15 protein-coding genes are annotated in these 14087 nt (G+C 55.8%); 13 read left to right on the top strand and 2 right to left on the bottom strand.

The window, feature by feature from the left end; genetic code table 11:
• The first annotated feature begins 79 nt into the window (after positions 1-79).
• From eutN to eutR, 11 genes are all read left to right on the top strand, one after another.
• Positions 80-367, top strand: coding sequence for an ethanolamine utilization microcompartment protein EutN (gene eutN, locus HBM92_RS06860; protein ID WP_000762196.1), 288 nt, complete (start codon positions 80-82; stop codon positions 365-367).
• Positions 368-378: 11 nt separating this feature from the next.
• Positions 379-1782, top strand: a complete 1404-nt coding sequence (locus HBM92_RS06865) for an aldehyde dehydrogenase family protein (RefSeq protein ID WP_001075697.1) — start codon at positions 379-381, stop codon at positions 1780-1782.
• Between the two features lie 10 nt (positions 1783-1792).
• Positions 1793-2629, top strand: coding sequence for an ethanolamine utilization protein EutJ (eutJ, locus tag HBM92_RS06870; protein ID WP_000929720.1), 837 nt, complete (start codon positions 1793-1795; stop codon positions 2627-2629).
• A complete protein-coding gene (eutG, locus tag HBM92_RS06875; protein ID WP_001305216.1) occupies positions 2619-3806 on the top strand; it encodes an ethanolamine utilization ethanol dehydrogenase EutG in 1188 nt (395 codons plus the stop codon). The genes eutJ and eutG overlap by 11 nt, the downstream gene beginning before the upstream one ends.
• Positions 3807-4022: 216 nt before the next feature.
• The gene (gene eutH / locus HBM92_RS06880) at positions 4023-5249 is read left to right on the top strand and encodes an ethanolamine utilization protein EutH (protein WP_000512347.1); all 1227 of its coding nucleotides are present in this window, start codon (positions 4023-4025) and stop codon (positions 5247-5249) included.
• Positions 5246-6649 carry an ethanolamine ammonia-lyase reactivating factor EutA gene (eutA, locus tag HBM92_RS06885; RefSeq protein WP_001097489.1) on the top strand — a complete coding sequence of 468 codons (1404 nt, stop codon included), beginning with the start codon at positions 5246-5248 and terminating at the stop codon, positions 6647-6649. Before eutH ends, eutA begins: the two co-directional genes overlap by 4 nt.
• Before the next feature lie 11 nt (positions 6650-6660).
• Positions 6661-8022, top strand: a complete 1362-nt coding sequence (gene eutB, locus HBM92_RS06890; protein ID WP_000769942.1) for an ethanolamine ammonia-lyase subunit alpha — start codon at positions 6661-6663, stop codon at positions 8020-8022.
• 20 nt (positions 8023-8042) lie between these two features.
• Complete coding sequence (gene eutC / locus HBM92_RS06895) at positions 8043-8930, top strand: ethanolamine ammonia-lyase subunit beta (protein ID WP_000372364.1); 888 nt, start codon at positions 8043-8045, stop codon at positions 8928-8930.
• A gap of 9 nt (positions 8931-8939) precedes the next feature.
• Positions 8940-9599: an ethanolamine utilization microcompartment protein EutL gene (gene eutL, locus HBM92_RS06900; protein WP_001111047.1), complete on the top strand. Its 660-nt coding sequence runs from the start codon at positions 8940-8942 to the stop codon at positions 9597-9599.
• Between the two features lie 12 nt (positions 9600-9611).
• Positions 9612-10112 carry an ethanolamine utilization microcompartment protein EutK gene (gene eutK, locus HBM92_RS06905; protein ID WP_001305215.1) on the top strand — a complete coding sequence of 167 codons (501 nt, stop codon included), beginning with the start codon at positions 9612-9614 and terminating at the stop codon, positions 10110-10112.
• 45 nt (positions 10113-10157) lie between these two features.
• Entirely contained in the window at positions 10158-11210 is a 1053-nt protein-coding gene (eutR, locus tag HBM92_RS06910) for an HTH-type transcriptional regulator EutR (RefSeq protein ID WP_000753705.1), read from the top strand.
• Positions 11211-11215: 5 nt separating this feature from the next.
• Here eutR and hemF read toward each other — a convergent pair whose 3' ends face one another.
• Both hemF and amiA read right to left on the bottom strand, forming a co-directional pair.
• Complete coding sequence (hemF, locus tag HBM92_RS06915) at positions 11216-12115, bottom strand: oxygen-dependent coproporphyrinogen oxidase (RefSeq protein WP_001298446.1); 900 nt, start codon at positions 12113-12115, stop codon at positions 11216-11218.
• Between the two features lie 3 nt (positions 12116-12118).
• Positions 12119-12988 (bottom strand): N-acetylmuramoyl-L-alanine amidase AmiA, encoded by an 870-nt coding sequence (gene amiA / locus HBM92_RS06920; RefSeq protein WP_000102907.1) that lies wholly within the window; start codon positions 12986-12988, stop codon positions 12119-12121.
• Between the two features lie 213 nt (positions 12989-13201).
• Between amiA and HBM92_RS06925 the strand changes: the two genes are divergently transcribed.
• Together HBM92_RS06925 and HBM92_RS06930 are read left to right on the top strand one after the other, a co-directional pair.
• Positions 13202-13627, top strand: a complete 426-nt coding sequence (locus tag HBM92_RS06925) for a GNAT family acetyltransferase (protein ID WP_000406000.1) — start codon at positions 13202-13204, stop codon at positions 13625-13627.
• Entirely contained in the window at positions 13614-14063 is a 450-nt protein-coding gene (locus HBM92_RS06930; RefSeq protein WP_001296281.1) for a DUF2919 domain-containing protein, read from the top strand. Before HBM92_RS06925 ends, HBM92_RS06930 begins: the two co-directional genes overlap by 14 nt.
• The last annotated feature ends 24 nt before the right edge of the window (positions 14064-14087 follow it).

Consider the following 14087-nt stretch of genomic DNA (forward strand, 5'->3'; position numbering starts at 1 on the left):
TCACGCTCTCTCCTTTTTCATTTTACCTTCCGCGGAGGGTAGGGGGAGCTTTTACCTGAAATACGCCACGGAGGCGGGTATGAAACTGGCAGTCGTCACTGGACAAATTGTTTGTACCGTACGCCATCACGGACTGGCGCATGACAAATTGCTGATGGTGGAAATGATTGATCCACAAGGTAATCCTGACGGGCAATGCGCCGTCGCCATCGACAATATTGGCGCGGGAACCGGGGAGTGGGTGTTACTGGTGAGTGGCAGTTCCGCCCGCCAGGCGCATAAAAGCGAAACGTCACCGGTCGATCTGTGCGTGATTGGCATCGTCGATGAGGTGGTGTCTGGCGGTCAGGTCATTTTCCACAAATAAGGCAGAACATCATGAATCAACAGGATATTGAACAGGTGGTGAAAGCGGTACTGCTGAAAATGCAAAGCAGTGACACGCCGCCCGCCGCCGTTCATGAGATGGGCGTTTTCGCGTCCCTGGATGACGCCGTTGCGGCAGCCAAAGTCGCCCAGCAAGGGTTAAAAAGCGTGGCAATGCGCCAGTTAGCCATTGCTGCCATTCGTGAAGCAGGCGAAAAACACGCCAGAGATTTAGCGGAACTTGCCGTCAGTGAAACCGGCATGGGGCGCGTTGAAGATAAATTTGCCAAAAACGTCGCTCAGGCGCGCGGCACACCAGGCGTTGAGTGCCTCTCTCCGCAAGTGCTGACTGGCGACAACGGCCTGACCCTAATTGAAAACGCACCCTGGGGCGTGGTGGCTTCGGTGACGCCTTCCACTAACCCGGCGGCAACCGTAATTAACAACGCCATCAGCCTGATTGCCGCGGGCAACAGCGTCATTTTTGCCCCGCATCCGGCGGCGAAAAAAGTCTCCCAGCGGGCGATCACGCTGCTCAACCAGGCGATTGTTGCCGCAGGCGGGCCGGAAAACTTACTGGTTACCGTAGCAAATCCGGATATCGAAACCGCGCAACGCTTATTCAAGTTTCCGGGTATCGGCCTGCTGGTGGTGACCGGCGGCGAAGCGGTAGTGGAAGCGGCGCGCAAACACACCAATAAACGCCTGATTGCGGCAGGTGCCGGTAACCCGCCGGTAGTGGTGGATGAAACCGCCGACCTCGCCCGTGCTGCTCAGTCCATCGTCAAAGGCGCTTCTTTCGATAACAACATCATTTGTGCCGACGAAAAGGTACTGATTGTTGTTGATAGCGTAGCCGATGAACTGATGCGTCTGATGGAAGGCCAGCATGCGGTGAAACTGACCGCAGAGCAGGCGCAGCAACTGCAATCGGTGTTGCTGAAAAATATCGACGAGCGCGGAAAAGGCACCGTCAGCCGTGACTGGGTTGGTCGCGATGCGGCGAAAATCGCGGCGGCAATCGGCCTGAACGTCCCGTCAGAAACGCGACTGCTGTTTGTAGAAACCACCGCAGAACATCCGTTTGCCGTGACCGAACTGATGATGCCGGTGCTGCCCGTCGTGCGCGTCGCCAACGTGGCGGATGCCATTGCGCTGGCGGTGAAACTGGAAGGCGGTTGCCACCACACGGCGGCAATGCACTCGCGCAATATCGAAAACATGAACCAGATGGCGAACGCCATTGATACCAGCATTTTCGTTAAGAACGGACCGTGTATTGCCGGGCTGGGGCTGGGCGGGGAAGGCTGGACCACGATGACCATCACCACGCCAACCGGTGAAGGGGTAACCAGCGCGCGGACGTTTGTCCGTCTGCGTCGCTGTGTATTAGTCGATGCGTTTCGCATTGTTTAAGGAGTAACCGATGGCGCACGATGAACAATGGCTCACCCCACGTCTGCAAACGGCGGCAACGCTGTGTAACCAGACGCCTGCCGCGACGGAATCTCCGCTGTGGCTGGGGGTGGATCTGGGCACTTGCGATGTGGTGTCGATGGTTGTCGACCGCGACGGTCAGCCGGTGGCGGTATGCCTCGACTGGGCTGATGTGGTCCGCGACGGCATCGTCTGGGATTTCTTCGGTGCGGTCACCATTGTTCGACGCCATCTCGACACCCTCGAGCAGCAATTCGGTCGCCGTTTTAGCCATGCGGCGACCTCTTTTCCTCCAGGTACGGACCCGCGTATTTCCATCAACGTGCTGGAGTCTGCCGGACTGGAAGTGAGCCATGTGCTGGATGAGCCAACCGCAGTCGCGGATCTGCTGCAACTGGACAACGCCGGTGTAGTGGATATCGGCGGTGGCACTACTGGTATTGCCATCGTGAAAAAGGGCAAGGTGACGTACTCGGCGGATGAAGCCACCGGCGGACATCACATCTCTCTGACTCTCGCCGGAAATCGCCGTATTTCGCTGGAAGAGGCAGAGCAGTACAAACGCGGTCACGGTGACGAGATTTGGCCCGCGGTGAAACCGGTGTACGAAAAAATGGCGGACATTGTGGCCCGGCATATTGAAGGGCAGGGCATTACGGATTTATGGCTGGCGGGCGGTTCCTGTATGCAACCGGGCGTAGCTGCGCTGTTTTGCAAACAATTTCCGGCGTTACAGGTGCATTTACCGCAGCACAGTTTGTTTATGACCCCGCTGGCAATCGCCAGTAGTGGGCGAGAGAAAGCGGAGGGGATCTATGCAAAGTGAATTGCAAACGGCGCTTTTTCAGGCGTTCGATACCCTGAATCTGCAACGGGTAAAAACATTTAGCGTTCCACCGGTGACGCTTTGCGGTCCGGGCGCGGTGAGCAGTTGTGGGCAGCAAGCGCAAACGCGTGGGTTGAAACATCTGTTCGTGATGGCAGACAGCTTTTTGCATCAGGCAGGGATGACCGCCGGGCTGACACGTAGCCTGGCCGTTAAAGGTATCGCCATGACGCTCTGGCCATGTCCGGTGGGCGAACCGTGCATCACCGACGTGTGTGCAGCCGTGGCGCAGTTGCGTGAATCAGGTTGTGACGGGGTGATCGCGTTTGGCGGCGGCTCGGTGCTGGATGCGGCGAAAGCCGTTGCGTTGCTGGTGACGAACCCCGATAGCACGCTGGCAGAAATGTCAGAAACCAGCGTCCTGCAACCGCGCCTGCCGTTGATTGCCATTCCAACGACCGCCGGAACCGGCTCTGAAACGACTAACGTGACGGTGATTATCGATGCGGTAAGCGGGCGCAAACAGGTGTTAGCCCATGCCTCGCTGATGCCGGATGTCGCGATTCTCGACGCTGCGCTGACCGAAGGCGTGCCGTCGCATGTCACGGCGATGACTGGCATTGATGCGTTAACCCATGCCATTGAAGCGTACAGCGCGCTGAACGCTACACCGTTTACCGACAGCCTGGCGATTGGTGCCATTGCGATGATTGGCAAATCACTGCCGAAAGCGGTGGGCTACGGCCATGACCTTGCCGCGCGCGAGAGCATGTTGCTGGCTTCATGTATGGCGGGAATGGCGTTTTCCAGCGCCGGGCTTGGGTTATGCCACGCGATGGCGCATCAGCCAGGGGCGGCGCTGCATATTCCGCACGGTCTGGCGAACGCCATGTTGTTGCCAACGGTGATGGAATTTAACCGGATGGTTTGTCGTGATCGGTTTAGTCAGATTGGTCGGGCGCTGCGAACTAAAAAATCCGACGATCGTGACGCTATTAACGCGGTAAGTGAGCTGATTGCTGAAGTTGGGATTGGTAAACGACTGGGCGATGTTGGTGCGACATCTGCGCATTACGGCGCATGGGCGCAGGCCGCGCTGGAAGATATTTGTCTGCGCAGTAACCCGCGTACCGCCAGCCTGGAGCAGATTGTCGGCCTGTACGCAGCGGCGCAATAAATGCCGGATGCGACGCTTGCCGCGTCTTATCCGGCCTACGGGATTGCACATGTAGGGCGGATAAGGCGTTCACGCCGCATCCGCCAGTGGCGCGGTGCAATTGCCGGATGCGACGCTTGCCGCGTCTTATCTGGCCTACGGGATTGCACATGTAGGGCGGATAAGGCGTTCACGCCGCATCCGCCAATAAATAACAACTAACAGGGAGTAAAGGCGATGGGAATTAACGAAATCATCATGTACATCATGATGTTCTTTATGCTGATAGCTGCCGTAGACAGGATCCTGTCGCAGTTCGGCGGTTCTGCTCGTTTCCTCGGTAAGTTCGGCAAAAGTATCGAAGGGGCCGGCGGCCAGTTTGAAGAAGGCTTTATGGCAATGGGCGCTCTGGGCCTGGCGATGGTCGGTATGACCGCGCTGGCACCGGTACTGGCCCACGTACTCGGGCCGGTGATTATCCCGGTTTACGAAATGCTCGGCGCAAACCCGTCAATGTTCGCCGGAACACTGCTGGCGTGCGATATGGGCGGCTTCTTCCTCGCCAAAGAGCTGGCGGGCGGTGACGTAGCAGCGTGGCTATACTCTGGGTTAATCCTCGGGTCGATGATGGGGCCAACGATTGTGTTTTCCATTCCAGTGGCGCTCGGCATTATCGAACCTTCTGACCGTCGTTATCTGGCGCTCGGCGTGCTGGCGGGCATAGTGACCATTCCGATTGGCTGTATCGCTGGTGGTCTGGTAGCGATGTACTCCGGTGTGCAGATCAACGGCCAGCCTGTTGAATTCACCTTTGCGCTGATCCTGATGAACATGATCCCGGTACTTATCGTTGCGGTGCTGGTGGCGCTGGGGCTGAAATTCATCCCGGAAAAAATGATCAACGGCTTCCAGATCTTCGCCAAATTCCTCGTTGCATTGATCACCCTCGGTCTTGCCGCTGCGGTAGTGAAATTCCTCCTTGGCTGGGAACTGATCCCGGGTCTTGATCCTATCTTTATGGCCCCTGGCGATAAACCCGGTGAAGTGATGCGCGCCATTGAAGTTATCGGCTCGATCTCCTGCGTTCTGTTAGGGGCGTATCCAATGGTACTGCTGCTGACTCGCTGGTTTGAAAAACCGCTGATGAGCGTCGGTAAGGTGCTGAATATGAACAATATCGCGGCAGCCGGCATGGTGGCAACGCTTGCCAACAACATTCCGATGTTTGGCATGATGAAGCAGATGGATACCCGCGGCAAAGTCATCAACTGCGCCTTCGCCGTTTCCGCTGCTTTCGCCCTGGGCGACCATTTAGGCTTCGCCGCTGCCAACATGAACGCCATGATCTTCCCGATGATTGTCGGCAAATTGATCGGCGGCGTAACGGCAATTGGCGTGGCGATGATGCTGGTGCCAAAAGAAGACGCGACCGCGGCTAAAACTGAAGCGGAGGCGCAATCGTGAACACTCGCCAGCTACTGAGCGTCGGTATCGATATCGGCACCACCACCACCCAGGTGATCTTCTCCCACCTGGAGCTGGTTAACCGTGCGGCGGTGTCGCAGGTGCCGCGCTACGAATTCATCAAACGCGAAATTAGCTGGCAAAGCCCGGTGTTCTTTACCCCTGTCGATAAACAGGGTGGTTTAAAAGAAGCGGAACTGAAAACCTTAATCCTCGAGCAATATCAGGCTGCGGGCATTGCGCCGGAAAGCGTTGATTCTGGTGCCATCATTATCACCGGTGAAAGCGCAAAAACCCGCAACGCTCGCCCGGCGGTGATGGCGCTCTCCCGGTCGCTGGGCGATTTTGTCGTCGCCAGCGCCGGGCCGCATCTTGAATCCGTGATCGCCGGACACGGTGCCGGGGCGCAAACCCTTTCTGAACAACGGCTGTGTCGGGTACTGAATATCGATATCGGCGGTGGCACCGCGAACTACGCCCTGTTCGATGCCGGAAAAATCAGCGGCACTGCCTGCCTCAACGTCGGCGGTCGCCTGCTGGAAACCGACAGCCAGGGGCGCGTGGTTTACGCTCATAAACCGGGGCAGATGATTGTGGATGAGTGCTTCGGTGCCGGTACTGACGCCCGTTCGCTGACCGGCGGGCAGCTGGTGCAGGTTACCCGCCGGATGGCAGAGCTGATTGTCGAAGTGATTGACGGAACGCTCTCGCCGCTCGCGCAGGCATTGATGCAAACCGATTTGCTGCCCGCAGGTGTTACGCCCGAAATCATTACGCTTTCTGGCGGGGTAGGCGAATGTTATCGCCACCAGCCCGCCGACCCGTTCTGTTTTGCCGATATAGGCCCGCTTCTGGCAACGGCGCTGCATGACCATCCGCGTCTGCGTGAGATGAACGTGCAGTTTCCGGCGCAAACCGTGCGCGCCACGGTGATTGGCGCGGGTGCTCATACCCTTTCGCTCTCTGGCAGCACAATCTGGCTGGAGGGCGTACAACTGCCGCTGCGCAATTTGCCGGTGGCGATCCCGATTGATGAAACGGATCTGGTCAGTGCCTGGCAACAGGCGCTGATTCAACTGGATCTTTGCCCCAAAACTGACGCGTACGTGCTGGCGCTTCCCGCCTCGCTGCCTGTGCGTTACGCCGCGGTACTGACGGTCATCAACGCGCTGGTCGATTTCGTCGCGCGTTTTCCGAATCCGCATCCCCTGCTGGTGGTGGCCGGGCAGGACTTTGGTAAAGCTCTGGGCATGTTGTTGCGCCCACAGCTACAACAACTCCCGTTGGCAGTCATTGACGAAGTGATTGTCCGCGCGGGGGACTATATCGACATTGGTACGCCTCTTTTTGGCGGATCGGTTGTGCCGGTGACGGTGAAATCACTCGCATTTCCTTCCTGAGGGAACGACTTATGAAACTAAAGACCACATTGTTCGGCAATGTATATCAGTTTAAGGATGTAAAAGAGGTGCTGGCTAAAGCCAACGAACTGCGTTCGGGGGATGTGCTGGCGGGCGTTGCTGCGGCAAGTTCACAGGAGCGCGTGGCGGCAAAGCAGGTGTTGTCGGAAATGACCGTAGCGGACATCCGCAATAATCCGGTGATTGCCTATGAAGATGACTGCGTGACGCGGCTGATTCAGGACGACGTTAACGAAACGGCCTATAACCAGATTAAAAACTGGAGCATCAGCGAACTGCGTGAGTATGTGCTGAGCGATGAAATCAGCGTGGACGACATTGCCTTTACCCGCAAAGGGCTGACCTCGGAAGTGGTGGCGGCGGTAGCGAAGATTTGCTCCAACGCGGACCTGATCTACGGCGCGAAGAAAATGCCGGTGATCAAAAAGGCCAATACCACCATCGGTATTCCGGGCACCTTTAGCGCCCGTTTGCAGCCGAACGATACCCGTGACGACGTGCAAAGTATCGCCGCGCAAATCTACGAAGGGCTTTCCTTTGGGGTGGGCGATGCGGTGATTGGCGTTAACCCGGTGACTGACGACGTGGAAAACTTAAGCCGCGTGTTGGATACCATCTATGGCGTGATCGACAAATTCAACATCCCAACTCAGGGCTGCGTACTGGCGCACGTCACCACCCAGATCGAAGCGATCCGTCGTGGCGCACCAGGCGGGCTGATTTTCCAGAGTATCTGCGGCAGCGAAAAAGGGCTGAAAGAGTTTGGCGTAGAGCTGGCGATGCTCGATGAAGCACGCGCAGTGGGCGCGGAGTTCAACCGTATCGCCGGGGAAAACTGTCTCTACTTCGAAACCGGACAAGGCTCGGCGCTATCCGCTGGCGCTAACTTCGGCGCAGACCAGGTGACGATGGAAGCGCGTAACTATGGGCTGGCGCGTCATTACGATCCGTTTATCGTCAACACCGTGGTCGGTTTTATTGGGCCGGAGTATCTCTACAACGACCGCCAGATTATCCGTGCGGGCTTAGAAGATCACTTTATGGGCAAGCTGAGCGGCATCTCTATGGGCTGTGACTGCTGCTACACCAACCACGCTGACGCTGACCAGAACCTCAACGAAAACCTGATGATCCTGCTCGCCACCGCAGGCTGCAACTACATCATGGGGATGCCGCTGGGTGATGACATCATGCTCAACTATCAGACCACCGCATTCCACGACACTGCCACTGTGCGTCAGTTACTGAATCTGCGTCCGTCACCGGAGTTTGAACGCTGGCTGGAAAGCATGGGCATTATGGCAAACGGTCGCCTGACCAAACGGGCGGGCGATCCGTCACTGTTCTTCTGATGACGCGGAGATAACACATCATGGATCAAAAACAGATTGAAGAAATTGTACGCAGTGTGATGGCGTCAATGGGACAAACGGCCCCCGCGCCGTCAGAAGCAAAGTGCGCCACCACCAACTGTGCGGCACCGGTGACCTCGGAAAGCTGCGCGCTGGATTTAGGTTCTGCGGAAGCAAAAGCGTGGATTGGTGTGGAAAACCCACATCGCGCGGACGTATTAACAGAACTGCGTCGCAGCACCGTGGCCCGCGTTTGTACCGGTCGTGCCGGTCCGCGTCCGCGCACCCAGGCGTTGCTGCGTTTCCTGGCCGATCACTCTCGTTCGAAAGATACCGTTCTGAAAGAAGTACCGGAAGAGTGGGTGAAAGCGCAGGGCTTGCTGGAAGTCCGCTCCGAAATCAGCGACAAAAATCTCTACCTGACTCGTCCGGATATGGGCCGCCGCCTGTGTGCAGAAGCTGTTGAAGCGCTGAAAGCACAGTGTGTTGCTAATCCGGACGTGCAGGTCGTTATTTCTGATGGCCTGTCAACTGATGCGATCACCGTGAACTACGAAGAGATCCTGCCGCCGCTGATGGCGGGCCTGAAGCAAGCCGGGCTGAAAGTCGGTACGCCATTCTTTGTACGTTATGGTCGCGTGAAGATTGAAGATCAGATCGGTGAGATCCTAGGCGCGAAAGTAGTGATCCTGCTGGTGGGCGAACGTCCGGGGTTGGGGCAGTCAGAAAGCCTCTCCTGCTACGCCGTTTACTCGCCGCGTATGGCGACCACCGTTGAGGCCGATCGCACCTGTATCTCTAATATTCACCAGGGCGGCACGCCGCCGGTTGAAGCCGCAGCCGTCATTGTGGATTTGGCGAAACGTATGCTGGAGCAGAAAGCATCCGGCATCAACATGACCCGATAAGGAGGCATCATGCCAGCTTTAGATTTGATTCGACCGTCGGTAACCGCCATGCGGGTGATTGCCTCCGTTAACGCCGAATTTGCACGTGAACTGAAATTGCCGCCGCATATTCGTAGCCTCGGGCTGATTTCTGCTGATTCAGATGACGTCACCTACATTGCGGCTGACGAAGCGACCAAGCAGGCGATGGTCGAAGTGGTATATGGTCGCTCGCTGTATGCGGGCGCTGCACACGGCCCGTCACCGACTGCCGGTGAGGTGCTGATTATGCTTGGTGGACCAAACCCGGCGGAAGTGCGTGCTGGTCTGGATGCGATGGTTGCAAATATTGAAAATGGCGCTGCTTTCCAGTGGGCTAATGACGCAGAAAACACAGCCTTCCTGGCACATGTAGTTTCGCGTACCGGTTCTTATCTCTCATCAACCGCCGGGATCACGCTTGGCGATCCGATGGCGTATCTGGTGGCACCGCCGCTGGAAGCGACCTACGGCATTGATGCAGCGTTGAAATCTGCCGACGTGCAGCTGGTGACCTATGTCCCGCCACCGTCTGAAACCAACTACTCGGCAGCATTTTTAACCGGTAGCCAGGCCGCGTGTAAAGCAGCCTGTAACGCCTTTACCGATGCAGTGCTGGAAATCGCGCGTAATCCAATCCAGCGTGCGTAACGGAGGTTGCCGATGATCAATGCACTGGGATTGCTGGAAGTGGACGGCATGGTCGCCGCGATAGATGCAGCTGATGCCATGCTCAAAGCAGCTAACGTTCGTCTGCTCAGTCACGAAGTGCTTGACCCTGGTCGCCTAACGCTGGTGGTGGAAGGCGATCTGGCGGCGTGTCGTGCGGCGCTGGACGCAGGTTGTGCTGCCGCGATGCGTACCGGGCGTGTCATCAGCCGTAAGGAGATCGGTCGGCCAGACGATGACACCCAGTGGCTGCTTACTGGCTTTAACCGCCAGCCGAAGCAACCCGTAAAGGAACCCGACGCGCCAGTTATCGTCGCGGAATCTGCTGACGAGTTGTTGGCGCTGTTAACATCAGTACGTCAGGGAATGACGGCAGGAGAAGTGGCTGCCCACTTTGGCTGGCCGCTGGAAAAAGCCAGAAATGCGCTCGAACAGCTCTTTTCTGCCGGGACGTTACGTAAACGCAGTAGTCGTTACCGTCTCAAGCCCCATTAACCTGTCGGAGGTGCCGGGTGTCCTACAACACCCGGCATTAACATCATGAAAAAGACCCGTACAGCCAATTTGCACCATCTTTATCATGAACCCTTACCCGAAAACCTGAAGCTCACGCCGAAGGTCGAAGTGGATAATGTTCATCAACGACAGACAACGGACGTCTATGAACATGCTTTGACAATTACCGCCTGGCAGCAGATTTACGATCAGCTGCATCCGGGCAAGTTTCATGGTGAATTTACGGAAATTCTACTCGATGATATTCAGGTTTTTCGTGAATACACTGGTCTGGCGCTGCGTCAGTCGTGCCTGGTCTGGCCGAACTCGTTCTGGTTTGGCATTCCGGCGACGCGCGGTGAGCAGGGATTTATCGGTTCGCAATGTCTGGGAAGTGCAGAAATTGCGACGCGCCCTGGTGGAACCGAGTTTGAATTAAGTACGCCGGACGATTACACGATCCTTGGCGTAGTGCTTTCTGAAGATGTCATCACTCGTCAGGCTAACTTTTTGCATAATCCGGATCGGGTATTACATATGCTGCGTAGCCAGTCGGCGCTGGAAGTGAAAGAGCAGCATAAAGCCGCGCTGTGGGGCTTTGTCCAACAGGCGCTGGCGACGTTTTGCGAGAACCCGGAAAATCTCCATCAGCCTGCAGTGCGAAAAGTGCTGGGGGATAATTTGCTAATGGCGATGGGGGCGATGCTGGAAGAAGCGCAGCCGATGATGACGGCGGAAAGCATCAGTCATCAGAGTTACCGTCGATTGCTTTCCCGCGCCCGTGAATATGTGCTGGAAAACATGTCCGAACCGGTGACGGTGCTGGACTTGTGTAATCAACTGCATGTCAGCCGCCGCACGCTACAAAACGCGTTTCACGCCATTTTGGGCATTGGTCCGAACGCGTGGCTGAAACGTATTCGCCTGAACGCCGTGCGCCGCGAACTCATAAGTCCGTGGTCACAAAGCACAACGGTAAAAGACGCCGCCATGCAGTGGGGATTCTGGCATCTTGGGCAATTTGCCACGGATTATCAGCAACTGTTTGCCGAGAAGCCGTCACTGACGCTGCATCAGCGGATGCGGGAGTGGGGGTGAGGGAGTTACACCCAATCCCTGACCTTAATAAACTCACTTAAAGCCGCTTCCGGGCTGCCATCTTTTGGCTGATAATCATACTCCCAGCGTACCAGTGGCGGCATTGACATCAGGATCGACTCGGTGCGCCCGCCAGTTTGCAGGCCAAACAGCGTGCCGCGATCCCAGACCAGATTGAACTCGACATAACGACCGCGACGGTAGAGCTGAAAATTGCGCTCGCGCTCGCCGTAGGCCATCGCTTTTCGTCGCTCTACAATTGGTAAATAAGCGTCGGTGTAGCCTTTGCCTACCGCCTGCATAAAGGCAAAACAGTGGTCGAAATCTGGCGTGTTCAGATCATCAAAGAACAGCCCGCCAATGCCGCGCTGTTCGTTACGATGTTTGAGGTAGAAGTATTCGTCGCACCACTTTTTGTAACGCGGATAAACGTCTTCGCCAAATGGCAGGCACAGGTCACGGGCGGTGCGGTGCCAGTGAATGGCGTCTTCTTCAAAACCATAGAAAGGGGTTAAATCGAAGCCGCCGCCAAACCACCAGACGGGCTCTGCACCCGGCTTTTCGGCAATAAAAAAGCGCACATTCGCGTGGCTGGTGGGGACATACGGATTATGCGGATGCACTACCAGTGAAACGCCCATCGCCTCGAAACTGCGCCCGGCAAGTTCCGGACGATGAGCGGTGGCGGAAGCAGGCATCGCCTCACCGTGGACATGTGAAAAGTTGACGCCTGCCTGTTCGAAAACACCACCATTACGCAAAACCCGACTACGCCCGCCGCCGCCAGCTTCGCGCTGCCAGCTATCTTCGACAAATTCTGCGCCATCGACGGCGCTCAACTGCTGACAAATCGTATCCTGAAGGTTGAGCAGAAACTGTTTAACCTGGTGTGCGTCGGGTTTCATCACTTACCGCTTTCTCGAGTGTGCTTTCTGGTTGTCAAACCAGTGGAAATAACTGATCACGCCTTCGGCAATCGCTGTGGCGATTTTCTGGCGAAACGCTGCAGTGCCTAACAGCCGCTCTTCTTCCGGGTTGGTGATAAACGAGGTTTCCACCAGCACCGACGGAACCGACGGCGATTTCAACACCACAAACGCGGCTTGTTCGGTATTGCGGCTGTGCAGTTTATGCACCGGCTTAATCTTTTTCAGAATATGCGAGCCGAGCGTCAGGCTGTTTTTAATAGTATCGGTTTGCACCAGATCAAACAGCACTTGCTGCAATAGGTGATCCTTGTCAGTCGCTTTTTTACCGGCAACTTCATCGGCGCGGTTTTCGCGTTCAGACAGGTATTTCGCCATTGCGCTACTTGCCCCACGGTTAGAGAGGGCAAATACCGAAGCACCGGCAGCTTTCGGGTTGGTAAAACCGTCGGCGTGAATTGACATAAACAGGTCTGCGCCGTGTTTATGGGCGATTTCCACGCGATCGTACAGTGGGATAAACGTATCGCCAGAACGCGTTAAACGCGCATCAATGCCATGATTACGCAATATGGAACGGACATTCTTGGCAATTGCCAGCACCACATGTTTTTCTTTCGAACCGTTGCGTCCGATCGCTCCGGTATCAATCCCGCCGTGGCCTGGATCGAGAACAACGACACGTTTGCCACCAGATTTTTTTGCTTTCGGCTTGCTGTGTCCGTTACTGGTTTTTAACGGTTCTTCTTTGGCGATGGCTTGCGACATTCCTGATAACGTCAGGGCAGCCAAACCGGCTTTCAGCACCTGGCGGCGCGAAGTGAGTGTTTTTAGTGGTTTAAAAGTGCTCATACGGCCTGAGTTGTAATAATAAAGTTCCAGATGTTATATCGTATCGCGTAATCCGTTACGACGGTTTGCTGTTGAGAATTGTTTTACTTTTCATTTCAATAGTTGACAACTCCCCATTATGCCACTTTTTCAACCGATTTTCGTCAGATATTGGCTAATTCGACCGTTCACGCCATAATCAGCCTTTTAACCCGCAAAAAGGTAACGAATACCATGGAGATACGCGTATTTCGCCAGGAAGATTTCGAAGAGGTCATCACCCTTTGGGAGCGTTGCGACTTGCTGCGTCCGTGGAACGATCCGGAAATGGACATTGAGCGTAAGATGAACCATGACGTCAGTTTGTTTCTGGTCGCTGAGGTGAACGGTGAAGTGGTCGGAACGGTGATGGGCGGTTATGACGGGCATCGCGGGTCTGCTTATTATCTTGGCGTGCATCCCGAGTTTCGTGGGCGTGGGATTGCTAATGCGTTGCTTAATCGGCTGGAGAAAAAGCTGATTGCTCGCGGCTGTCCGAAAATTCAGATCAACGTGCCGGAAGATAACGACATGGTGCTCGGAATGTATGAACGCCTGGGATATGAACACGCCGACGTGCTGAGTCTGGGTAAGCGTTTGATTGAAGATGAAGAGTACTGAGTTTCATCCTGTCCATTATGATGCGCACGGTCGCCTGCGTTTACCCTTGCTCTTCTGGCTTGTGCTATTGCTTCAGGCGCGAACCTGGGTGCTGTTTGTCATTGCCGGAGCGTCGCGCGAGCAGGGTACTGCGCTGCTAAATCTGTTTTATCCCGATCACGATAATTTCTGGCTGGGGTTGATTCCCGGTATTCCGGCGGTGCTGGCATTTTTGCTGAGTGGTCGGCGGGCTTCATTTCCCCGTATCTGGCATGTGCTCTATTTTCTGTTGCTGTTGGCGCAAGTGGTTTTACTTTGTTGGCAACCGTGGCTGTGGCTGAACGGTGAATCCGTTAGCGGTATCGGTCTGGCGCTGGTAGTGGCGGATATCGTGGCGTTAATCTGGCTGCTGACCAATCGACGTTTACGCGCTTGTTTTAATGAAGAAAAAGAATAACGGCACTTTTTGGTGAATTTGCAC

It is taken from the genome of Escherichia sp. E.sYA108 (assembly GCF_011754335.1).
GTDB lineage: Bacteria > Pseudomonadota > Gammaproteobacteria > Enterobacterales > Enterobacteriaceae > Escherichia > Escherichia coli.

Coding starts and splice junctions, on each gene's coding strand:
- eutC (WP_000372364.1), top strand. CDS start 8,043: ATGGATCAAAAACAGATTGAAGAAATTGTACGCAGTGTGATGGCGTCA.
- eutJ (WP_000929720.1), top strand. CDS start 1,793: ATGGCGCACGATGAACAATGGCTCACCCCACGTCTGCAAACGGCGGCA.
- eutR (WP_000753705.1), top strand. CDS start 10,158: ATGAAAAAGACCCGTACAGCCAATTTGCACCATCTTTATCATGAACCC.
- HBM92_RS06925 (WP_000406000.1), top strand. CDS start 13,202: ATGGAGATACGCGTATTTCGCCAGGAAGATTTCGAAGAGGTCATCACC.
- HBM92_RS06865 (WP_001075697.1), top strand. CDS start 379: ATGAATCAACAGGATATTGAACAGGTGGTGAAAGCGGTACTGCTGAAA.
- eutG (WP_001305216.1), top strand. CDS start 2,619: ATGCAAAGTGAATTGCAAACGGCGCTTTTTCAGGCGTTCGATACCCTG.
- HBM92_RS06930 (WP_001296281.1), top strand. CDS start 13,614: ATGAAGAGTACTGAGTTTCATCCTGTCCATTATGATGCGCACGGTCGC.
- eutH (WP_000512347.1), top strand. CDS start 4,023: ATGGGAATTAACGAAATCATCATGTACATCATGATGTTCTTTATGCTG.
- amiA (WP_000102907.1), bottom strand. CDS start 12,988: ATGAGCACTTTTAAACCACTAAAAACACTCACTTCGCGCCGCCAGGTG.
- eutL (WP_001111047.1), top strand. CDS start 8,940: ATGCCAGCTTTAGATTTGATTCGACCGTCGGTAACCGCCATGCGGGTG.
- eutK (WP_001305215.1), top strand. CDS start 9,612: ATGATCAATGCACTGGGATTGCTGGAAGTGGACGGCATGGTCGCCGCG.
- hemF (WP_001298446.1), bottom strand. CDS start 12,115: ATGAAACCCGACGCACACCAGGTTAAACAGTTTCTGCTCAACCTTCAG.
- eutN (WP_000762196.1), top strand. CDS start 80: ATGAAACTGGCAGTCGTCACTGGACAAATTGTTTGTACCGTACGCCAT.
- eutB (WP_000769942.1), top strand. CDS start 6,661: ATGAAACTAAAGACCACATTGTTCGGCAATGTATATCAGTTTAAGGAT.